This window comes from Amycolatopsis acididurans (assembly GCF_012328925.1).
GTDB lineage: Bacteria > Actinomycetota > Actinomycetes > Mycobacteriales > Pseudonocardiaceae > Amycolatopsis_E > Amycolatopsis_E acididurans.
The window spans coordinates 14,424-34,846 of record NZ_JAAXLS010000033.1 but is presented as its reverse complement, the minus strand read 5'-3'; the positions used below and the strand labels follow the sequence as shown (position 1 = coordinate 34,846).

General features: G+C 69.2%; 22 protein-coding genes and 1 tRNA gene. 8 read left to right on the top strand and 15 right to left on the bottom strand.

The window, feature by feature from the left end:
- Positions 1-3: 3 nt before the first annotated feature.
- Positions 4-915: a sulfate adenylyltransferase subunit CysD gene (gene cysD / locus HFP15_RS30700; RefSeq protein WP_168520276.1), complete on the bottom strand. Its 912-nt coding sequence runs from the start codon at positions 913-915 to the stop codon at positions 4-6.
- A 60-nt stretch (positions 916-975) separates the two neighbouring features.
- On the opposite strand from cysD, the gene HFP15_RS30695 reads away from it, so the two are divergent.
- The 4 genes from HFP15_RS30695 to HFP15_RS30680 are packed head-to-tail and all read left to right on the top strand — an operon-like array spanning position 976 to position 4,542.
- Positions 976-1,452: a nuclear transport factor 2 family protein gene (locus tag HFP15_RS30695; protein WP_168520275.1), complete on the top strand. Its 477-nt coding sequence runs from the start codon at positions 976-978 to the stop codon at positions 1,450-1,452.
- Positions 1,449-2,606, top strand: coding sequence for a hypothetical protein (locus HFP15_RS30690; protein WP_168520274.1), 1,158 nt, complete (start codon positions 1,449-1,451; stop codon positions 2,604-2,606). Before HFP15_RS30695 ends, HFP15_RS30690 begins: the two co-directional genes overlap by 4 nt.
- Entirely contained in the window at positions 2,606-3,382 is a 777-nt protein-coding gene (locus HFP15_RS30685) for an SDR family oxidoreductase (protein ID WP_168520273.1), read from the top strand. Before HFP15_RS30690 ends, HFP15_RS30685 begins: the two co-directional genes overlap by 1 nt.
- A complete protein-coding gene (locus HFP15_RS30680) occupies positions 3,379-4,542 on the top strand; it encodes a sulfotransferase family protein (RefSeq protein WP_168520272.1) in 1,164 nt (387 codons plus the stop codon). The genes HFP15_RS30685 and HFP15_RS30680 overlap by 4 nt, the downstream gene beginning before the upstream one ends.
- Here HFP15_RS30680 and HFP15_RS30675 read toward each other — a convergent pair.
- From HFP15_RS30675 to HFP15_RS30650, 6 genes are all read right to left on the bottom strand, one after another.
- Entirely contained in the window at positions 4,512-5,090 is a 579-nt protein-coding gene (locus tag HFP15_RS30675) for a hypothetical protein (protein ID WP_168520271.1), read from the bottom strand. The genes HFP15_RS30680 and HFP15_RS30675 overlap by 31 nt on opposite strands.
- Before the next feature lie 325 nt (positions 5,091-5,415).
- Entirely contained in the window at positions 5,416-6,126 is a 711-nt protein-coding gene (locus HFP15_RS30670) for an SDR family NAD(P)-dependent oxidoreductase (protein WP_168520270.1), read from the bottom strand.
- Positions 6,127-6,136: 10 nt separating this feature from the next.
- On the bottom strand, positions 6,137-6,892 hold the full coding sequence (locus tag HFP15_RS30665; RefSeq protein ID WP_168520269.1) for an SDR family NAD(P)-dependent oxidoreductase: 756 nt from the start codon (positions 6,890-6,892) through the stop codon (positions 6,137-6,139).
- Positions 6,892-8,211, bottom strand: a complete 1,320-nt coding sequence (locus HFP15_RS30660) for an MFS transporter (protein WP_168520268.1) — start codon at positions 8,209-8,211, stop codon at positions 6,892-6,894. The genes HFP15_RS30665 and HFP15_RS30660 overlap by 1 nt, the downstream gene beginning before the upstream one ends.
- A 68-nt stretch (positions 8,212-8,279) precedes the next feature.
- The gene (locus HFP15_RS30655) at positions 8,280-9,158 is read right to left on the bottom strand and encodes a polysaccharide deacetylase family protein (RefSeq protein WP_168520267.1); all 879 of its coding nucleotides are present in this window, start codon (positions 9,156-9,158) and stop codon (positions 8,280-8,282) included.
- Position 9,159: 1 nt separating this feature from the next.
- Positions 9,160-10,185: an asparaginase gene (locus HFP15_RS30650; RefSeq protein ID WP_168520266.1), complete on the bottom strand. Its 1,026-nt coding sequence runs from the start codon at positions 10,183-10,185 to the stop codon at positions 9,160-9,162.
- Positions 10,186-10,339: 154 nt separating this feature from the next.
- Here HFP15_RS30650 and HFP15_RS30645 point away from each other — a divergent pair, with 154 nt between their 5' ends.
- The 3 genes from HFP15_RS30645 to HFP15_RS30635 are packed head-to-tail and all read left to right on the top strand — an operon-like array spanning position 10,340 to position 13,233.
- Positions 10,340-11,365 (top strand): LacI family DNA-binding transcriptional regulator, encoded by a 1,026-nt coding sequence (locus tag HFP15_RS30645; RefSeq protein ID WP_168520265.1) that lies wholly within the window; start codon positions 10,340-10,342, stop codon positions 11,363-11,365.
- The gene (locus HFP15_RS30640) at positions 11,362-12,138 is read left to right on the top strand and encodes a class I SAM-dependent methyltransferase (RefSeq protein ID WP_168520264.1); all 777 of its coding nucleotides are present in this window, start codon (positions 11,362-11,364) and stop codon (positions 12,136-12,138) included. Before HFP15_RS30645 ends, HFP15_RS30640 begins: the two co-directional genes overlap by 4 nt.
- 60 nt (positions 12,139-12,198) lie before the next feature.
- Positions 12,199-13,233: an AI-2E family transporter gene (locus HFP15_RS30635; RefSeq protein ID WP_168520263.1), complete on the top strand. Its 1,035-nt coding sequence runs from the start codon at positions 12,199-12,201 to the stop codon at positions 13,231-13,233.
- Here HFP15_RS30635 and HFP15_RS30630 read toward each other — a convergent pair.
- Positions 13,230-14,127, bottom strand: a protein-coding gene (locus HFP15_RS30630; protein ID WP_376768907.1) for an IS5 family transposase whose coding sequence is annotated in 2 segments (ribosomal slippage) — positions 13,230-13,779 and positions 13,778-14,127 — 900 coding nt in all. Because the reading frame shifts where the segments join, the coding sequence is not laid out codon by codon here. The genes HFP15_RS30635 and HFP15_RS30630 overlap by 4 nt on opposite strands.
- A gap of 156 nt (positions 14,128-14,283) precedes the next feature.
- Here HFP15_RS30630 and HFP15_RS30625 point away from each other — a divergent pair.
- Positions 14,284-14,357, top strand: a tRNA-Ile gene (locus tag HFP15_RS30625).
- 436 nt (positions 14,358-14,793) lie between these two features.
- Here the strand turns inward: HFP15_RS30625 and HFP15_RS30620 are convergent.
- The 7 genes from HFP15_RS30620 to HFP15_RS30590 form a co-directional block, all read right to left on the bottom strand.
- Entirely contained in the window at positions 14,794-15,009 is a 216-nt protein-coding gene (locus HFP15_RS30620; RefSeq protein ID WP_312871825.1) for a ferredoxin, read from the bottom strand.
- Complete coding sequence (locus HFP15_RS30615) at positions 15,006-15,536, bottom strand: VOC family protein (RefSeq protein ID WP_168520262.1); 531 nt, start codon at positions 15,534-15,536, stop codon at positions 15,006-15,008. The genes HFP15_RS30620 and HFP15_RS30615 overlap by 4 nt, the downstream gene beginning before the upstream one ends.
- A 77-nt stretch (positions 15,537-15,613) precedes the next feature.
- A complete protein-coding gene (locus HFP15_RS30610; RefSeq protein ID WP_168520261.1) occupies positions 15,614-16,321 on the bottom strand; it encodes a TetR/AcrR family transcriptional regulator in 708 nt (235 codons plus the stop codon).
- 48 nt (positions 16,322-16,369) lie between these two features.
- Positions 16,370-17,530, bottom strand: coding sequence for an acyl-CoA dehydrogenase family protein (locus tag HFP15_RS30605; RefSeq protein WP_168520260.1), 1,161 nt, complete (start codon positions 17,528-17,530; stop codon positions 16,370-16,372).
- A gap of 25 nt (positions 17,531-17,555) precedes the next feature.
- Positions 17,556-18,707, bottom strand: coding sequence for an acetyl-CoA C-acyltransferase (locus HFP15_RS30600; protein ID WP_168520259.1), 1,152 nt, complete (start codon positions 18,705-18,707; stop codon positions 17,556-17,558).
- Positions 18,700-19,464, bottom strand: a complete 765-nt coding sequence (locus HFP15_RS30595; protein WP_168520258.1) for an LLM class flavin-dependent oxidoreductase — start codon at positions 19,462-19,464, stop codon at positions 18,700-18,702. Before HFP15_RS30595 ends, HFP15_RS30600 begins: the two co-directional genes overlap by 8 nt.
- Positions 19,461-20,420 carry an LLM class flavin-dependent oxidoreductase gene (locus HFP15_RS30590; RefSeq protein ID WP_168520257.1) on the bottom strand — a complete coding sequence of 320 codons (960 nt, stop codon included), beginning with the start codon at positions 20,418-20,420 and terminating at the stop codon, positions 19,461-19,463. Before HFP15_RS30590 ends, HFP15_RS30595 begins: the two co-directional genes overlap by 4 nt.
- Positions 20,421-20,423 lie beyond the last annotated feature (3 nt).

Here is a 20,423-nt window from a genome sequence, read left to right as displayed (position 1 = left end):
CTCCTAGAAGTAGCCTTCCCGCTTGCGGTCTTCCATTCCCGACTCGGAAATCCGGTCGTCGGCGCGGGTCGCGCCACGCTCCGTGAGCCGGGTGGCGGCCACCTCGGCGACCACGTCCCGCGGGGTGGCGGCGGTGGACTCGACGCAGCCGGTACAGGTCGCATCGCCCACGGTCCGGAAGCGAACCGTTGCCTCGTAGGGACTTTCGCCCTCGAGCAGGGTCAGGAAACGGGTGCGGGCGAGCAGCATCCCGTCACGCTGCACGACCTGCCGCCGGTGCGCGTAGTAGATGGAGGGCAGCTCGATGCCCTCGGCCAGGATGTAGGACCAGATGTCCAGCTCGGTCCAGTTCGACAGCGGGAAGACCCGGATGTGCTCACCCTTGCGATGCCTGCCGTTGTACAGGTTCCACAGCTCGGGCCGCTGATTACGCGGATCCCACTGGCCGAACTCGTCGCGGAAGCTGAAGACGCGTTCCTTGGCCCTGGCCTTCTCCTCGTCGCGCCGGGCGCCGCCGAAGACCGCGTCGAACCCGTGCTCGCGGATCGACCGCAGCAAGGTGACCGTCTGCAACCTGTTCCTGGACGCACGCGGACCGGTCTCCTCGCTCACCCGGCCCGCGTCGATGTCGTCCTGCACGCTCCCGACGAGCAGCCGCACGCCGAGCTCACGCACGGCCCGGTCGCGGAAGGCGATCACCTCGTCGAAGTTGTGCCCGGTGTCCACATGCAACACCGGGAAGGGCAATGCGGCGGGCCAGAACGCCTTCGCCGCCAGATGCAACATCACCACCGAGTCCTTGCCGCCGGAGAACAGCAGCGCGGGTCGCTCGAAGGTCGCCGCCACCTCCCGCAGGACGTGCACGGACTCGGCTTCGAGCGTCTCGAGGTGAGACAGCTCGTACACGCTGGTCACCCGAAGAAAATTAGAACACGTTCTTGCTATCGGTCAACCGATGAGAGCATTCTGATGGGCATGGACCTCGTCGCGCTCGAAGAGATCAAACGCGTGAAGCACGCCTACCTGCGGTGTGTGGACCTGAAGTTGTGGGACGAGCTGGCCGACACGCTCGCCCCCGAGGCCACCGCGCACTACGGCACGCCCACCTACGGCGATCCGCTCAGCCTCACCGGCCGTGAGGAGATCATCGGGTTCCTGCGCGAGCGGCTGGGCCCCGGCCTCATCACGACCCACTTCGCGACCCAGCCGGAGATCGACATCGACGGCGGCACCGCGACCGGGACCTGGGCCTTCGAGGACAAGGTGATCGCCACCGAGCACCAGGTGGTGATCGCGGGCGCGGCCTTCTACGAGGACACCTACCGCCGCTGCGAGGACGGCCGCTGGCGCATCACGCACACCGGCTACACCCGCACCTACGAGGTCATGTACTCGCTCAAGGACGTGCCGTCGCTGAAGATCACCTCGAACCGCTGGACGGCCGCCACATGATCACCGAGTCCTTCGCCGAAGCCGTCCGGGAAGCCGAGAAGGTCATCGAGGGCGCCGAGTTCATCGCCGGGGAGCAGGACCTCGTCGAGGGCTACGACTACCTCGCGGGCAGCATCCGCGGCTCGCTGCAGCTGGCCTGGGCCTACGAGCGCGACTTCCCGTATTTCGTGGCCTCCACCGGCCCGTACACCAAGATGGGCCTGGACAACCCCGACACGCTCTACTTCCACTCCTACCTGCGCCCGGACGCGGAGTACGTGGTGACCGGAACGCGCGGCACCACACGGGATCTGAGCTTCCAGATCCTCGACGGCGACTACTCCCCCGTCGACGTCCCGGACAGCCTCACCGCGTTCGACGACCGCGAGTTCGAGATCGCCCCGGACGGCAGCTACGAGATCAGGTTCGGCCCCGGCAAGGCGGGGCCGAACTACTTCACGCTCGGCCCCGGTTCGGCGATGCTGGTCGTCCGTGAGGTCTACAGCGACTGGGCCCGCGAGCAGCGCGGCACGATCCGTATCCGCCGCGCGGACCGGGCCGGCCAGGCGCCGCCGCCCCTGGCGCGGGACACGCTGGAGAAACGCTACGGCGTCGCGGGCAAGATCCTGCTGTCGCGGCTGAAGACGTTCCTGGCGTTCCCGAAGTGGTTCTATCTCGATCTTCCGGTGAACACGATGACCGAGCCGCGTTCGACACCGGGCGGGCTGTCCACGCAGTTCTCCTCGGTGGGGCACTACGACCTCGACGACGACCAGGCGATGATCATCACGGTCCCGAAGTCCGACGCGCCGTACCAGGGCATCCAGCTCGGCAGCATGTGGTACGTCTCGCTGGACTATCTCAACCACCAGACCAGCCTCACCGCCGACCAGGCGCACACCGACCCCGACGGCAAGATCCGGTTCGTGGTCAGCGAGCGCGATCCCGGCGTGACGAACTGGCTGGAACGCACCGGGCACCGGCGCGGGATCCTGCAGATCCGCTGGCAGCGTCTCTCGCGTGACCTCAAACCGGACGACGGTCCCGAAGTCGAGATCGTGCCGGTCTCCGAGGTCGCCGCCCGGCTGCCCTACGACCAGACGATCACGCGCGAGGAGTTCGCGAACCGGATCGCGGCCCGGCAGGCCGCCGTGGCGACGAGGATGCTCGGCTGATGTTGTTGCGCGACAAGGTGGTCGTGGTATCCGGCATCGGGCCCGGGCTGGGCCGCGCGCTCGCGGTGCGCAGCGCGCACGCGGGCGCGGACGTGGTGCTCGCCGCGCGCACCGAATCGCGGCTGACCGCGGTGGCCAAGGAAATCGCCGAACTGGGCCGGCGCGCGGTCGTGGTGCCCACCGACATCAACGACGACGCCGCGGCGCAGCGGCTCGTGGAGTCCACTCTGGACGCTTTCGGCCGGGTGGACGCGGTGGTGAACAACGCGTTCGCGATGCCGCCGATGACCGATCTGGTGGACGTCGACCTGGACGCGGTGCGCGCGGCGTTCGAGACGAACGTGCTCGCCGCGCTGCGGCTGAGCAGGTTGTTCGTGCCGTCGCTGGAAAAGACGCGTGGCTCCGTCGTGATGATCAATTCAGCGGTGCTGCGGCATTCGCGGCGCCTGTTCGGGCCGTACAAGATGGCGAAATCGAGCCTGCTCGCGCTCGCCCAGAGCCTCGCCACCGAGATCGGGCCGCGCGGGATCCGGGTCAATTCGGTCGCACCGGGCTACATCTGGGCCGACAATCTCAAGTTCTACTTCGCGTACCTGGCCAAGGAACGCGGCGTGACGCCGGAAGAGGTGTACGCCGAGACCGCGGCCACGATCGACCTGCGCAAGCTGCCCGAACCGGACGAGATCGCCGACGCCGCGGTGTTCCTCGCCTCCGACATGGCGCGCGCGATCACCGGGCAGTGCCTCGACGTCAACGGCGGGGAGTACCACGTATGAGCGAGCGGGAAAACGTTGGCACGGTGGAGGATCTGCACGCCTCCGCGACCAGGTTCACCGGGCTGGACGACTTCGGTGACGACGACTACCGCGAGGGCCTGGCGGTGCTGCTGGAGTCCTACCAACGCGACGCCGGACTGACGCCGTTCGGCCGCAAGGTCAAACGCGCGTTCCTGCGGGGTGCGCTCGTGGCGCGGCTGCTGAGCGAGACGGCGTGGAAGAGCTTCCCCGAGCACGCCGACGTGCCGATCGAGCGGCCGGTGTTCGTGACCGGCCTGCCGAGGACGGGCACGACGGCCCTGCACCGGCTGCTGGCCGCCGACCCGGCGCATCAGGGCCTGGAGGTGTGGCTCACCGAGGTCCCGCAGCCGCGTCCGCCGCGCGAGACGTGGGCGGACAACCCGGTGTTCCAGCGGATCCAGGCCGGATACGAGCAGCACCACATCGAGAATCCCGAGTTCATGGGCGTGCACCATTCCTCGGCCGAGCAGGTCGAGGAATGCTGGCAGCTGCTGCGGCAGTCGGCGATGTCGGTGTCCTACGAGTGCCTCGCGCACCTGCCGGCGTACTCGGACTGGCTGGCGCGCCAGGACTGGACCGGCGCGTACCGCCGGCACCGGCGGAACCTGCAGCTCATCGGCCTGCCGGACAAGGACAAGCGATGGGTGCTGAAGAACCCGAGTCACCTCTTCGCCCTCGACGCGCTGCTCGCGGTGTACCCGGACGCGCTGGTGATCCAGACGCATCGCGCGCCGCGCACGATCACCGCGTCGGTGTGCAGCCTCAACGCGCAGGCCTCGGCGGACTGGTCGACGGTGTTCCGCGGCTCCGTCGTCGGGCAGGATCAGCTGGAGCTGTGGGCACGCGGCGCCGAGACGTTCCTCGACGCGCGCGCCCGCTACGACCAGGCGCAGTTCTGCGACGTGTACTACGAGGACTTCGTCGCCGACCCGATCGGCACGGTCGAGTCGGTGTACCGGCACTTCGGGATGCCGCTCTCGGACGAGGCCCGTACGGCGATGACCTCACTGCACGCGCAGAGCACGTCCGGCGCGGCCCGCCCGTCGCACCGCTACACGCTGGAGGACTTCGGGCTCACCGCGCAGGCGGTCGACGAGCGGTTCGCGCGTTACCTGCAGGCGCACGCCCGCACGACGTGACCGTCGCGGATCTCGACGTCCAGGTGCCACGTGGCGTCGAGCGGGCAGCGCGCGGTGAGGGCGCTGGGCCGGGCGAGTTGCAGCCACACCAGCAGATCCGCCGCCGAGCCCGGTTCCGGCACGGACAGCTGAGCCGGGCCGGACGGCGCGAGGTAGTGGCGCAGCGACCACGGTGGGCGGCTGAGCTGCTCGTACACGCGGCGCGCCGTATCGGCGTCGGGCACCACGACCTCGTCGCCGAGCCATCGCTTGGGCACGTTCGGATCGATCCGTATCCGCACGCCGCGCCGGGCGTCGGGCTCCGGCACCCTCACGGTTCCGGAGCCGCGCGGCACGAACTCCCCGGGCTCGGCCAGCCAGGGCCGGGCGGCGGCGGCGAGTTCGGTGAGACCGTCGCAAGCGAAGGTGCGGCCGGTCGGTGCCGTGACCAGCCAGCCTCCCCCGTGGACGTTCACCCGCAAACCCGGTCGTGCGAACGGTTTCACCGCGGTCGCGACCGCGTTCCGGGCGGGCAGGCTCGCGAGGAAGGGGCGCGCCCAGTCCGCCACGCTCCGTTCCCCGCACGCCCCGCACATCAGACGGCCTCGTTGCCGTCGGCCGGCTCGCCGGGCGGTGCAGCTGACCCGCGTGCCGACCCCGACACCACACATGCCGACACCGACACCAGGCGCCTCGGCACCGACCGCCCACCATGCGCTGGGCCGAACACGGAACACCCCGACGCGAATCGCCCACCGCGCACTGACCCCGACCCCGGACACACCGACGCACGCCGCCCACCGCAACCAACCCCGAACTCGCCCACCCACAACGCCCGACTCGGCCGCGCGGAACCGGCGACTCGCGCACGTGGAACGCCCGACTCGCGGGGCATCAGGGCATCACGTCGCCGGAGTTGGGGCCCAGCGTCTGGCCGACGAAGAGGTTCCCGCCGGGGTCGCTGGCCAGCAGGACCGCCGTCGGGGCGACCTCCTCCGCGCGGCCGAACCGTCCCAGCGGCAGTTCGGCACGCTTGGCCTTCTTCCAGTCCTCGGTGATGCCCTCGACCATCGGCGTCTCGATGGGCCCGGGCGCGATCGCGTTGACCAGCACACCGTGCTCGGCGACCTCGAGCGCGAGCGATTTGGTCAGCCCGATCACACCCGCTTTCGCGGCGGAGTAGTGCGAAAGCGCTTTCCCACCCTTGATGCCCAGCTGCGACGCGATGTTGATGACGCGGCCGCTCCGGCGCTCCACCATGCCCGGCACGACATGGCGGCAGCACAGGAACACCCCGGTCAGGTCCACCGCCAGCGTCCGCGACCACGTGCCGAGGTCCATCTCGATCAGTGGCGCCTCGGTCAGGATGCCCGCCGAGTTGACCAGGATGTCGATCGCGCCGAGCGTCGCGGTGGCCACCGCGACGGCGGCGGTCACCGAGGACTCGTCGGCGACGTCGACGCGGACCGAGTCGAAGCCCGCAGCCTCTGCCCGGTCCGCCACCACCACCCGCGCGCCTTCCTTGACGTACGCGGCGGCGATGGCGTGCCCGATGCCGCTCGCACCGCCGACGACGAGGGCGGTCCGGTTTTCCAGTGACGACAACGCGTTCTCCTTACGCGGGCATCCGGACGGTGAGCCCGCCGTCGACGACGATCGACTGCCCCGTCAGGTACGAAGCCTCCGCCGAGGTCAGGAACCGGATCACCGCGGCGATCTCCTCGGGGCGGGCGCAGCGGCCGAGCGGAATGTCCTGGCCCGCCCGTTCCAGCCCGTCCGGGCCGAGCGAGTTGACCGGGTCGAGCGACTGCGGCGTCACGACGTAGCCCGGCACGACGGTGTTGACCCGGATGCCGCGCGGTGCGAGTTCCACCGCGACGCTGCGCACGAGCCCGAACACGCCGGCCTTGGCCGCACCGTAGTGCGCGTGCTCGCCCCAGCCGTACACCCCGCCCGCGATCGAGGACACCGCCACCATCGCACCCGGTCCGCTCATCCGCCCCGACGCCGCACGCAGAACCCGCAGCACACCGGTCAGATCGACCTGCAGCAGGTCGTCCCAGGCGGCGTCGTCCAGTTCGGACAGTGCCGCCTTGCGGAGCACGCCCGCGTTGGCGACCGCGATGTCCAGGCGGCCCCACTCGTCCAGTGCCCGCTGGGCGAAGGAGTCCACTTGGGACGACTCGCGCACATCGACCTCGTGCACGACACAGTCGCCACCGACGGCCTTGACCGCGGCGGCCGTCTCGTAGGGATCGTGCGGGTCACCGGGAAAAGTGCCCACCACCGAACGGATCCCGCGCTCGGCGTAGGACACCGCCAGCGCCCGGCCGATGCCGCTCGCGGCACCGCTGATGATCGCGACCTCCATCACGCCTCCAGGGTCTTCACGCGACGGGCGGCGAACATGACGAGGCCGGACACGAACGTGCCGACCGCACCGACGATCAGCGCCGCCGAGTTCCAGGTCGCGCCCGAGGCGAGCATCGCCGTGGTGATGACGCCCGCGAGGATCGCGCCCGGCTGGGACAGCGCGTTGAGGAACGCCGTGCCGGTGGCACGACACCGCGTGTCGTAGCACTCGCCCATGTAGAACAGCAGCGCCGCGTACGGGCCGATCAGGAAGAACATCCCGAACGAGTACAGCGTCACCACCGCGAACGTACCGCTGGCCACGGTCAGCGTCAGCGCGAACAGCACGCCCGAGATCAGCCAGCCCACCGCGATCACGTTCCGGCGGCCGAAGCGGTCGCCGATCCAGCCGTGGAACACGTAGCCGAGGTAGCCGATCGCGTTGATCACGATGAGCATGACCAGCGAGCCGGTGAAGCTGACGCCCTTGCCTTCGGTGAGCACGGTCGTGCCGAGCACGCTGAACACCTGGATGCCGAACCAGTTGACCAGCCACGCGAAACCGAGCACGAGCGTGTTGCGCAGCGCGCCGCCCTTGAAGATCGCGGCGAGCGGCGCCGACGGCTCGTCGCTCACGCCGTACTCGCGCGCCAGCGTGCTCGCCTCGGCCGCCTTGCCCTCCTTACGTAGCGCGCGCAGGCGCTTCTCGAGTGCGAACTGCGGGCTTTCCTTGAGGCCGCGGCGGGCGAGCGCGATCACGACCGCGGGAAACACGGCCAGCAGGAAGCAGCCCCGCCAGCCGACCAGCGGCAGGAAGATCGCGACGAACGCCGAGGCCACCAGCACGCCCAGCGGCCAGCCGCCCTGCACGAGGCTGTACACGAGCCCGCGGTGCTTCTTGATCTTCTCGTCCTCGGTGACCGCGTAGATCTCGTTGAGATAGGTCGCGTTGACGGCCTGCTCGGACAGCCCGAGCCCGCCGAAGGCGCGGACGCCGACGAGATATCCGGCGCCCGGCGTCGCGGCCGAGAGCGCCGACGCGACCGCCGTGCCCGAAACCGTGAGGATCATGCCGCGGCGGCGGCCGATCCGGTCCACGACGGGCCCGACGGCCAGCGCGACGATCGCGGTGCCGACGGAGACCAAAGTGGACACCAGCGACGCCGTCGCCTCGGTCCAGCCGAACTGGTCGGCGATCCGCGGCAGCAGCGTGCCGAACAGGATGTAGTCGTAGACGGCGAACAGCCACGCGAAGAACGCGATGATCGTCGCCTTGCGGGTGGCCTTGACGCCGATCCGCTCGAACTTGCGCATACCGGTGGGGACCGTGGTGGACATGGGCGGGACCTTTCTGCCGCGCGAAGCGCGTCCGTTGAGGGCGGTGGCGAGCCGGCGAGCGGGGCGTTTCAGGAGCGTGGGAAACGCGCGAGGAAGTCGTCGGCGATCTCGTCGAAAGTGGACCACCGCACGCCGTCGTGGCAGTTGATGTGGTCGATGAGCCGCTGCAGCATGAGCAAGGTCTGCGGGCGGCCGGAGACGTCCGGGTGAATCGTCATGGTGAACGCGGCGTAGTCCATTTCCTGGTACACCCAGTCGAACTGGTCACGCCACAACTGTTCGAGGTCGCGCGGGTTCACGAACCCGTGGCTGTTCGCGCTGGCCTTGACGAACATCAGCGGAGGCAGGTCGTCGAGGTACCAGTTCGCCGGGATCTCGACCAGTCCGGTCTCCTCACCACGTACGAGCGGCTTCATCCACTCGTCGGCGGGTTTCGCGTAGTCGATCTTCGTCCAGCTGTCGCCCACGCGCACGTAGTAGGGTGTGAAGTCGTTGTGCATCAGGGAGTGGTCGTACTTGATGCCGCGTTCGAGCAGGAGTTCGTTGGTCACCGGCGAGAACTCCCACCACGGCGCGACGTAACCGGTCGGCGCGCTGCCGGTGATCTTCTCGATCAGCTCGATGCTGCGGTCGAGGATCGCGCTTTCCTGGTCGCGGGTCATCGCGATCGGGTTCTCATGGGAGTAGCCGTGCGCGCCGACCTCGTGCCCGGCGTCGACGACCATCCGGGTCTGATCGGGGAAGGTCTCCAGCGAATGCCCCGGGATGAACCACGTGGTGCGCACGTCGTTGCGCTCGAACAGTTTCAGCAGCCGCGGTACGCCGACCTCGCCGGCGAACAGGCCACGCGAGATGTCACACGGCGAGTCCTCGCCGCCGTAGGAGCCCAGCCAGCCGGCGACGGCGTCCACGTCGACCCCGAAGGCGACACGAATTTCCTTGGCCACGTCAGTACTTCCTTCCATTGAGCGAGAGGGGGATCCGGGCGCCGAAGGGGTTTTCGGTGCGCCGTGCCAGCTCCTCGGCCACGCGCACCGGGTCGCGGTAGCGGGCCAGCAGGGTGGTCAGCAGGATCCGGGCTTGCGACGGGCGCAGCATCCCGGTGGGGATCGCGCCCGCCTCGATGAGGTCCGCCCCGCCACCGTTGCCGTAGAGCCCGGCGACGGGTCCGGAATGGACACGGGTGGACAGTGCGATGACGACACCGGCCGCGCTCAGCCGGGCGACCGCGTCGCGAATGCGGGGGTTGGCGTTGCCCGAGCCGGTCGCCTCGAGCACGACACCGGTGGCACCCGCCTCGACGACCGCATCGAGTGCCGCGGCGTCGGCGCCGGGGTAGAACGCGACGATGTCGACCCGGATGCCACCGAGCTCGGCCGGTTCGACCGGCGGGAACCGGACCGGCAGCGCGGTGTAGGCGAGCACGCCCTCGCGGACCTGGCCGAGCGGGCCCGCGTCCGGCGCGGCGAACGCGGCCGCCGCGAGCGTTTGCGTCTTGCGGGTGCCGCGCGCGCCGAACACGGCCCCGTCGAACGTGATCAGCACGCCCCGCTCGCGGGAGCGCGGATCGGCCGCGACCGTGATCGCGTCGGCGAGGTTGCGCGGACCGTCGGTGTCCGGCGCGTCGGCCGGGCGCTGGGCACCGGTGAACACGACCGGGCGCGGATCGTCGTGCCCGAGTTCGGTCAGGAACGCGGTTTCCTCCATCGTGTCGGTGCCGTGCGTGACGACGACCCCGAGCACCGTGTCGTCGGCGAGTGCCGCGCGGACCTCCCGCGCGATCACCGCCATGTCCGCGGGTGCGAGCAGGTAGCTGCCGACGCACAGCACGTCCCTGCCCTCGACCGGTACCGCCACGTCGACCGGCAGGCGCTCCAGCAGCGCACCCACGTTGTCGCTGGCCAGGTTCACCCCTCGCGCGTCGTGACGCGAGGCGATGGTCCCGCCCGTGGACAGAACGACGACCTTACCCACCAAAACCTCCTTAGAGTGATCTATGAGTCACTCTTCGCTACCCAATCGTTTGGCCCAAACGTTTGGGTAGTCTGCACATGACAGACCGCCGGAGTCAATTAACTCGCTGTTACGATCGGAAACGAGCAGGCAAACCGCCGGAGGGCCGGGCTAAGTGGGCACGCAGAACTCATCACCAGTCACGCTGCGCACGCTCGCGGACCGGCTCGGGCTCAGTGTTTCCACCGTCTCGCGGGTCCTGCACGCCAAACCGGACGAGAGCGTGCGCGCCGCCTCCGGCGCGACCGTCGAGCGCATCCGCAAACTGGCCGACGAACTCGGCTACCGGCCCAATCCGCACGCGACGAGCCTGCGCACACGGCGCAGCAACTTGGTGGGCGTACTCGTGCCGCGGCTGTCGGACATCGTGCTGGCCACCATCTACGAGGGCATCGAGGAGGCCGCGGCCGAGAACGGGTTGTCCACGTTCGTCACGAACACCCGCGACGTTCCGGACGTACAGCGGGCGCGCACGGACATGGTGCTCGGCCGTCGCGTCGACGGGCTGATCTTCGGCGACGCCTACATCGACGCGAAGTTCCTCGCCGGGATCGCGGCGCGCGGCGTGCCGTTCGTGCTGGTCAGCCGGCGCGCGGGGGAGCACCCGTCGGTCACCTGCGACGACTACCTCGGGGGGCGGCTCGCTGCCGAGCACCTGCTGTCGCTGGGCCATCGCGACGTCGCGGTGATCGCGGGCGAGCCGTACGCGAGCACCGGGATCGACCGCACCGCCGGGTTCGTGAACACCTACCGAGAGGCGGGAGCCGAGATCCCGGCGACGCGGATCGTCGAGTCCCGCTTCGACGCGGCCGGCGGCCGCACCGCCGCGGAATGCCTGCTGGCACAAGGCAAAGCTCCGTCCGCGATCTTCGCTGTGAACGACTTCGCCGCGATCGGCGCGATCGGTGCCGCGCGCGACCACGGGCTGATCGTGGGCGATGACATCGCGATCGTCGGGTTCAACGACACGCCGCTGGCGGCGGAACTGCCGGTACCGCTGACCACCATCCGCTCCCCCATGCACGAGATGGGCTACCGCGGGCTAACCAAACTCGTCGCGTTGATGCGCGGCGAACAGGTCGAGTCCGAACGCCTGCCGCCGACATTGATGGTGCGCGCTTCGACCACAGGACAGGCATGAACGACTACCTCCTGGACAACCAGCAGGCCGAGGCCGGTGAGCGTTTCGGCTCGCTGGCCGAGCTGTTCGACCCGGGGACGTTCCGGCATTTCGAGACGATCGGCGTCACGAGCGGCTGGCGTTGCTGGGAGGTCGGCGCCGGCGGGCTGTCGGTGCCCCGGTGGCTGGCCGCGCGCACCAGCCACGTGCTCGCGACCGACATCGACGTGTCCTGGCTGCGCGCCGAAGCGCCGATCGAGGTACGCGAGCACGACGTCGCGCGGGACGAGCCGCCCCCGGGCGGTTTCGATCTCGTGCATGCGCGGCTGGTGCTCGTGCACGTCGCGGAGCGCGAGCGCGCGCTGCGGTCGATGGTCGCGGCGCTGCGGCCCGGCGGCTGGCTGGTGATCGAGGACGCCGACACGGCGCTGCAGCCGCTCGCCTGTCCCGAGGAGACCGGTCCCGCGGAGCGGCTGGCGAACAAGATCCGCCGCAGTTTCCGGCAGTTGCTCGCCGAGCGGGGCGCGGACTTGTCCTTCGGCCGCACGCTGCCCCGGCTGTTGCGCTCGGCAGGGCTGACCGGCGTCTGCGCCGACGCCTACTTCCCCATCGCCTCCCCGGCCTGCCGCGCACTGGAGGCCGCGACCATCCGGCAGGTGCGCGGCGGCCTGGTCGCGGCGGGTCTGGCCACCGAGGAGGAGATCGAGACCCATCTGGCCGCGCTCGCCGGCGGTGCCCTCGACCTCGCGACCGCGCCGATGATCTCGGCCTGGGGTCGGCGGCCGGTGGCCTGAACGGCAGGCGACCCGGTGGGACGGCGGGCGCGGCCTGATCGCTGGCAATACCATCCGCATATGGCCGATGTCCCCGGGCAACGTCGTTCGCCGTTCGTGATCGGGCTCGTGGGCGCGGCCGGTGTCGCCGTGACCTACGGGGTCGTGCAGCTGGTTCTGGCCGCGCTCAACGTGCTGATCCTGATCGGGGTGGCGGGATTCGTCGCCGTCGGCCTGGATCCGGCGGTCGGCAGGCTACTGCGGATGCGCACGCCGCGGTGGGCCGCCGTGACGGTCGTGTCACTGGCCGCGCTCGGGCTGTTCGGCGGGTTCCTCGCCGCGGCGATCCCACCACTGGTCGCGGAGGCGACGCAGTTCGTGGACCAGCTGCCCGAGCTGGCGCGGCAGCTGCAGGACCACAGCTCGTTTCTGGGGCACCTCAACGACCGGTTCCACATTCAGCAACGGGTGAGCGACCTGATCGCGCAGCAGGGGTCGAACCTGTTCCAGGGCTTGCTCGGGGCCGGGAAGTTCGTGTTCAGCGCGGTGGTCTCGACGCTCACCGTGATCGTGCTGAGCCTGTACTTCCTGGCCGACCTGCCGCGGATCCGGAGTTTCCTGTACCGCTTCGTGCCCCGCACCCGCCGCCCGCGCGCGACCGAACTGGGCGACGAGATCCTGGCCAAGGTCGGCGCGTTCGTGCTGGGCAACCTGCTGACGTCACTGATCGCCGGGCTCGCGATCTTCGCGTGGTGCCTGCCGTGGGGCATCCCGTATGCCGTGCTGCTGTCGTTGCTCGTCGCGATACTGGACCTGATCCCGATCGTGGGCTGGCTGAGCGCGGGTGTCGTGGTCACGCTGGTCGCGCTGTCGGTGTCGCCGGTGTGCGCGATCGCCACGATCGCCTACATCCTGGTCTACCGGTTCCTGGAGGACTACATCATCGTGCCGAAGGTGATCGGCCGCGTCGTGCGCGTGCCGGCCGTCGTGACGGTCGTGTCCACACTGATCGGGGGCGTGATGCTCGGCCTGGTCGGTGTGCTGGTAGCCATCCCGGTCGCCGCGGCGATCAAACTCGTGCTGGAGCAGGTCGTGTTCCCCCGGCTCGACCGCTAGGTCATGTCTGACAATGTGTTGGTCCAGGTGATCACGGCGTGGAGTACGACGGCCGCGCGGTAAACGGTGGCGAGTTTGTCGAAGCGGGTGGCGATGCCGCGCCAGTGTTTGAGCTGGTTGAAGTAGCGTTCGATGACGTTGCGGCCGCGGTAGTCGACTTCGTCGAAGGCGGGCGGACGGCCGCCGCGGGAACCGCGGCGTTTGCGGTGACCTTGCTGGTCGGCCGGTTCGGGGATCACCGCACCGATCTTGCGGGTACGCAGATGGGTTCGGATCGCACGGGAGGAATACGCCTTGTCGCCACGGACCCGATCCGGTCGGGTCCGTACCGGTCCTCCGGTGGGGCGGGGCACGGACAGGTGACGCATGAGAGGCAGGAACAACGGCGAGTCCCCGGCCTGCCCCGCGGTCAGCAACACCACCAGTGGCCGCCCGTTCCCGTCAACAAGCTCATGAATCTTGGTGGACAGCCCGCCCCGTGAACGGCCCAGCGCGTGATCAGGCGGCTCGATCCGAGGATTCGTGTAGTTCGACGAAGCCCCCTGTGACACGGGTGATGTTGGTGGCGTGCTGATGCGCTCGGGCAATGGTGGAGTCCACCGAGATAGCCCAGTCGATCTCACCCGCAGCCTCCGCCGCCGCGAGCAGCCGCTGCAGCACACGATCCCACGTACCCTCTGCCGACAACCGCCGATGCCAGGTCCAGATCGTCTGCCACGGCCCGAATACCGCCGGCACATCCCGCCACGCGATCCCGCACCGATACCGGTAAATGATCCCCTCGACCATCGCCCGCGCATCCGAAAACGGCCGCCCCGGCCTACCCGTCCGCACCGGCAACAAATCCTCGATCAACGCCCACTGCTCATCCGACAACAACCGAAACCGCGACACGACCAACAGCATCCCAGCCGACAACCAAGATCTTTGTCAGACACGCCCTAGCCCCGTGCCGGTTGGTGAGGGCTTGGTGCGCTATCTTGACCTGCACCGTCGGACGCAGCACCGTCGACGGTGAAGGCGCACGCGGCTCGGCCTGGGGCGCCTTCGGGGCCGGTAGCTCAGTTGGTTAGAGCAGGGGACTCATAATCCCTTGGCCGCGGGTTCGAGCCCCGCCCGGCCCACCTGTTCTGAACTGGGAAAACCACTTCAACGCTTGATCGACTTTACACGGCTGGTCCATGAGTTGCGCCATCCTCGACGCGTTCGATGACCTGGGAAGACAGTCCCGGGAACACAAAACTCAGAAGTTGATCAAACTCGCGCTGCCAAGACCGTCCTCACCACCCGTCGCCTCGGCCGCCGAGTCGGCCGCCGTGCCTGTCTCCGTCAGCCTCGACCCCTCCCAACAGGAGCACCCGACCCAGCGTGGTCAAGATCACCCAACACCCACAAGATCACGGACACTTTCTGTCCCGGCGATGCCGCCGTCCGGCCCAATCCACGGGCTCCCCGCGAAGCAGGTCAATCAGGTAGCCGGATCTCCGTTGCACGTTGCCGTGCAGGGCCGCTCCCTGCAGCAGGAGCGGCCCTCCTCGAGACCGGACAGCCTCCACTTGCTCACATGCCGCTCGCGCCGACTCGGGTCAGCTTGATCGCCTGTACCGGACACGCCGACTGTGCCGCCAGCACCTCCGGCTCACGTGTGTCATCGACCTGTATCGCGTAGGTCAGGCCGTCGTCGCCCAAGTCGAAGATGTCCGGGGCCGCGAAGACGCACTGCCCGTGCTCTTCACAGATATCGGCGTCGACATGAACTCGCACACCCACGGTCACACCGAGAACTGCTTGGTGAGCTGCTCGTGCAATTCAGTGTTCTCCGCGTTGCCCGGGTGCGGCAGCCACCGGTCGCGGCCGGCCTGGTAGCGGGTGGCGAGCTCGATCAGGACGCCGTGACACTTGTCCTGCGGCACGAAGTTCCACGCCAGCCACGGCATGGTGTCGGGCGAGCTGTTCTCCTCGAGCACCAGCGGGATACCCGCCTCCCGGCACTGCTGCACCGTGTGGCCGAAGTCATCCGACAGGAACGCGATGTGGTGCACGAACTCGCCGCGCTTGGCGAGCATCCGATGCACCCATGAGTCTCTGTCGCCTGGTGCCCACAGCTGGATCGAAACCCCGGTGGGATCCGGGTTCTGGAAAGTCGCCCAGATCATGGACGTTCCGTCCGAGGTCCCCTCGCCGCGCGTCATGTGCGCGGCGTGCCCGGGAGCGAGTACCTCCAGTACGTCTTTCCAGTCCGCGATGGCCACGTCGAGGTCCTTGACGCACATGGCCACGTGATCGATGTGCACGTTCGGCATCGTGATTCCTTCTTTCGACCAATCGCTTGGTGTAATTACGGTGATATACGGCGCCCGCGCCCAACCGGCTGCGCGAATCAGCGACCTGGAGTGAACGAGGCTCGCAGCGACGCGGGCCCTCCCGCTTCGGCACTTCGCCGGTCCGACACCACCGAGGAGACGATCATCCCGACGAATGCCGCCACGAGCTCGTCGATCGAAAGCCTTCCCGGGTTCCGGTACCACTGAGTCATGGCGTTGAGCTGGCCCAGGATGCTCCAGCTCGCCAGCGGCAGGTCGATGTCGGCGCCGATGGTCCCCTCCTCGACCCCGCGCTGGAGCAGGTCACGCAGCAGCGCGGTGTACTTGTCGCCCTCGGCGGTGATCTCCGCACGCCGCGCCTCCGACAGGGTGCGCAGCTCGCGGAACTGGATGCTCACCGCGGCGAAGTTCGCGATCGTGAACCGGATGTGCGTTTCGACGAAAGCCGCCAGCAGCTCCAGCGCGTCGGCACCTGCCCGTTCCTCGAGCACCCGGCGCATCTCGCTCAGCGCCGCCGCGTATGTCCGTTGGAGGATCACGTACAACAGATCCTCCTTCGTACGAACGTAGTGGTAGAGGCTGCCTTTGAGCATGCCCACGGTGTCGGCGACCTGCTGGATCGTCGAAGCGTCGTACCCACGGGCGAGGAACACTTCCGCGGCCCCCGCGAGGATCTCCGCGAACCGCTCGGGGTCGGGCTGGTCTTTGCGCGGACGGCCGGGCCGGCGACGTGGCGCGGCCTCGGCTCGACTGTCGGAACTCATGGTCGTCAAGCCTACGGTCGGCTTTGGCGCCGTGGTGCCGGTCATGGCTTAGAACGACCTCGGCAGCCCGTAGGACTCCGCGATCGTGTTACGAGCCATCTCACTGGTGATCGGACCGATCCGGTAAAGGCGCACATCCCGCCAGTACCGCTGCATGTTGGTCTCGAGCGCGTAGCCCATCCCGCCGAGAATCTGGATTCCCAGATCGGCGGCCTTGCCGGCGAGTTCGGAGGCGACCACCTTCGCCATGGTCGACTCCGTGCCGCAGGGAAGCCCCTGCTGCTGGCGCCACGCGGCGTACCAGGTCATGAGCTCGGCCTGCTTCTGCCACATCGCGATGTCCGCGATGAAGTGCTGCAACGCCTGGAAACGGCCGATGGGGCCGCCGAAGGCCTCACGTTCCATCACGTACGCGAGCGCGTCCTCCAACACCCCGTCGAGCACGCCGGTGCACAGCGCCCCGACCATGATCCGCTCGTTGTTCAGGGTTTCGAGCATCTGGTACCAGCCGCGGTGCGGTTCACCGACGACCAGCCGGTCGGGTACGAACACGTCGTCGAGAAAGACCTCGCACGAACCGACGGCCTTCATCCCGACCTTCGGGATCTGCCGGGTGGAGACTCCGTCGCTGGCGGTCGGCACGAGGAAGATGGTCACCCCGCGACTGGCTTTTTTCGCGTCGGGATCGCTCTTCGCGACCAGCATCAGGTAGTCGGAGGCATGTGCTGCGGTGGACCAGATCTTCTGCCCGGTAATCCGCCAGCCGCCCTCCGCCTTGGTCGCGACAGTGCGCATCGACCCGAGGACATCAGTGCCGCCCGATGGCTCGGTGAGGGCGATCGCCATGCGGATCCTGCCTTCGGCCAGTTTGGGCAGCAGCTCCTGCTTGATCTCCGCCGAGCCGTGCAACGCCACGGATTTCGCGCAGAACGAGGACACGCCCCAGATCCAGGTGAGACCGCCGAGCGTCCGGGCCAGCTCCCTCGCGACGATCATCTGGGTGGACACGTCGCCGCCCTGCCCGCCGTACTCCTCCGGCAGTCCGATGCCGTGCAGGCCCTGAGCAGACATCTTGTCCCACAGGTCGTAGGGGTAGTCGAACTCCCGGCTTTCCCAGTCCCGTGAGGTGTTCTTGTCGAGCTCGTTGTCGATCCAAGCGCGCAGAGACTTGCGGAAAGCCTCCTGCTCCTCGGTGAGCGCGAAGTCCATGACGATTCGTCCTTTCGATGAGGGGTTAGAGGCGCTCGATGACGGTGCCGTTGCCCAGCCCGCCGCCTTCGCACATGGTCTGGAGGCCGTAGCTGCCCCCGGACCGTTCCAGCTCGTGCAGCAGCGTGGTCATCAGCCGGGCGCCGCTGGCGCCGAGCGGGTGCCCGAGTGCCATGGCACCGCCGTTGACGTTGGTGCGGGCCAGGTCCGCGCCGGTTTCCTTGGCCCACGCGAGGACGACTCCGGCGAACGCCTCGTTGCACTCGAAGAGGTCGATGTCGTCGATCTTCAGCCCGGCCTTGTCCAGCACCCGGTTCGTCGCCGGGATCGGGCCGGTCAGGATCATGACCGGGTCGCTGCCCACCACCGAGGTGGCGCGCATCCGGGCGCGTGGCGTCAGGCCGTGCCTGCGCACGGCGTCCTCGGACGCCAGCAGGAGCGCGGCGGCGCCGTCCGCGATCTGGCTGGCCAGCGCCGCTGTGTGCCTGCCGCCTTCGCGGATGGGCGCGAGCGCCGCCAGCTTCTCCTTGGTGCTGCCGCGCCGGACGCCCTCGTCCCGGGTCACGTCGCCCCACGGCGCGACCTCGCGGTCGAACCGGCCTTCGGCCCACGCGCGGTCCGCGCGGGCATGGCTGTCGAGCGCGAGCTGGTGCATCTCGTCGTCGGTGATGCCCCAGTGCTCCACGATCAGGTCGCCACCGCGGAACTGGTGGATCTCCTGGTCCCCGTAACGCTTTCGCCAGCCGTCACCGTCGAACGGGTAGCGCATGCCCAGCTCGGGCCCCACCGTGCCGGAACTGTTCAGCGTGACCAGGCTCATCACCTCGACACCCGCCGCGATCGCCAGGTCGTACTCGCCGGCGCGGATCCCGTGCGCCGCGAAGTGCACTGCTTGCTGCGACGACCCGCACTGCCGGTCGATCGTCACCGCCGGAACCTGCTCGGGCAGGCCGGCGGAAAGCCAGGCGTTGCGGCCGAGATTCCATGCCTGCGCGCCGATCTGGCCGACACACCCCATGATCACGTCGTCCACGCGGGCGGGATCGATCCCCGTGCGGTCGACGAGGGCGCTCAGGACGTGCGCCCCGAGGTCGGCGGGGTGTGCCCGGGACAGGCCGCCGCCGCGTCTGCCCGTCGGAGTGCGCACCGCGTCGACGATGTAGACGTGCTCAGACATGAAACTCCTCTCGTGTGGCCCGTTCCCAGAACTCGTCGAGTCCCGGCGGCAGCTGTGCCAGCTGGGTACGGGGCCGGACATCGCGGGCCAGCGTCGTGATCATGTCTCGGCTCTCCCGGTGGCCGGCTTCACTGGGCAGCCGGAACAGCACGGTGTCCGCACCGGCCTGCGCGGCCGCACGCACCGCCCGCACCATGACCGCGGCGTCCGGATCGGCATCCGCCCGCACGGGACCCGGTGCCCGGCCGAAGAACGGTGTCGCGAAGTGGGCCGCCACAGCTGGGTCGCCGTCGATCCAGACCGCTGCCGGTGCGTGTGGGCGCGTCGGCAGCACTCGCACTTCGGCAGGCACGTCGCCGTGTGCGCGCAGGTTGGCCGGCGTCGGCCACCGAGGGCCCGGGTGCCGGAACGGCCGCGGACCGGCTGCCGCGAAGACCAGCCGCACGGCCTCGGCGAAATCCGGTTCGGCACCGCGGCTCGGCGTGAGCGTCGGTACGAGGCGCCCTTGCAGCACCTGGTCCGCGACGGCGATTTCCTCCGCGACGTGGAGCGGATGGGTGTCCCCCAGCGGCACCTCCACCCCGACCCGCACAGCGCGCGTGCGCGCCGCGGCCGCGGTGGCGGCGACCAGCGAAGCGGCCGGTCGTTCACGATCCGCGGCCAGCCACACGAGGTCCAGACCGCTGTGGTCGGCATGGCACACGGCGTCCGCGCGTTGCCGCGGCGAGCCCCCGGCGATCAGAACTCCGATTCTCATGACACCTCCCGCAGGACCGGCAGGACCTCTTCGGTGAACAACCGGGCGGTCCGGGCGAGCTCGTCGGGGGGCATGAAATCAAACTGCATCCGCACCACGACGGTGTCCACACCGGCACCAGGCAGCTCGAGCAGGGCCGAAAGGACCTCGTCCGGATCGCCGACGAGCGCGGTTCCGGTGGCCCGGTCCAGCTGCTCGTCGAGCCGCTCGCGGGCACGGAAACCGTTGGTGGGCCCGTCCGGGCCCGTCATGACCCACCACGCCCCCGCCTCTTCCTCGTAGTGCCGGCGATAACGCGGGCCGAACCATTCGCGGGCCGCCGCGCCGTCCTTCGCCAGATAGACATCGCGCAACGCACCGGTGCGTCCGCGCGGCACTGTCCCGGCTGCGGCGTCGATGATCTCCTGGGCCTTCCGGATCCGGGCCGGGCCGAGGGTTTGCGGAAGAAGCACCGACAGCCCGCGACGCCCGATCCGGTGCAGTGCGGCGGGTGCCATCCCGCCGGCCCAGATCCTGGCGGGGTCGAAGCGACCAGGACCGCACAGCACGTCGAGGGTCTCGTCCATCCTCTTGCCACGGCGGTCCCGCCGGACGCCGAAGGCGTCGAACTCGGCGTCGCGATGGCCGAGCCCGAGACCGAGCTCGAGACGCCCACCGGACTGCAGTTCGAGTTCGGCAGCCTGCGCGGCGAGCCGATCGGCGTCGTGCAGCGGGGCAAGCGTCATCGCCGTGCCCACCCGAAGGGAATCGGTGACGCCCGCGGCACCGGCCGCGGCGACCAGCGGTGCGGGGCAGTACCCGTCGTACCAGAGGTGGTGCTCGGCGAACCACATGGAATCCACGCCGAGCGAGTCCAGCAACCGTGCCTCGTCCAGCATTCGCGCGTAGAGCGCGGGCCACGCCGCCGGTGCTGCCGCCGTTGCCTGCATGGTCCACAGACCGATCCCGACATGCACGAC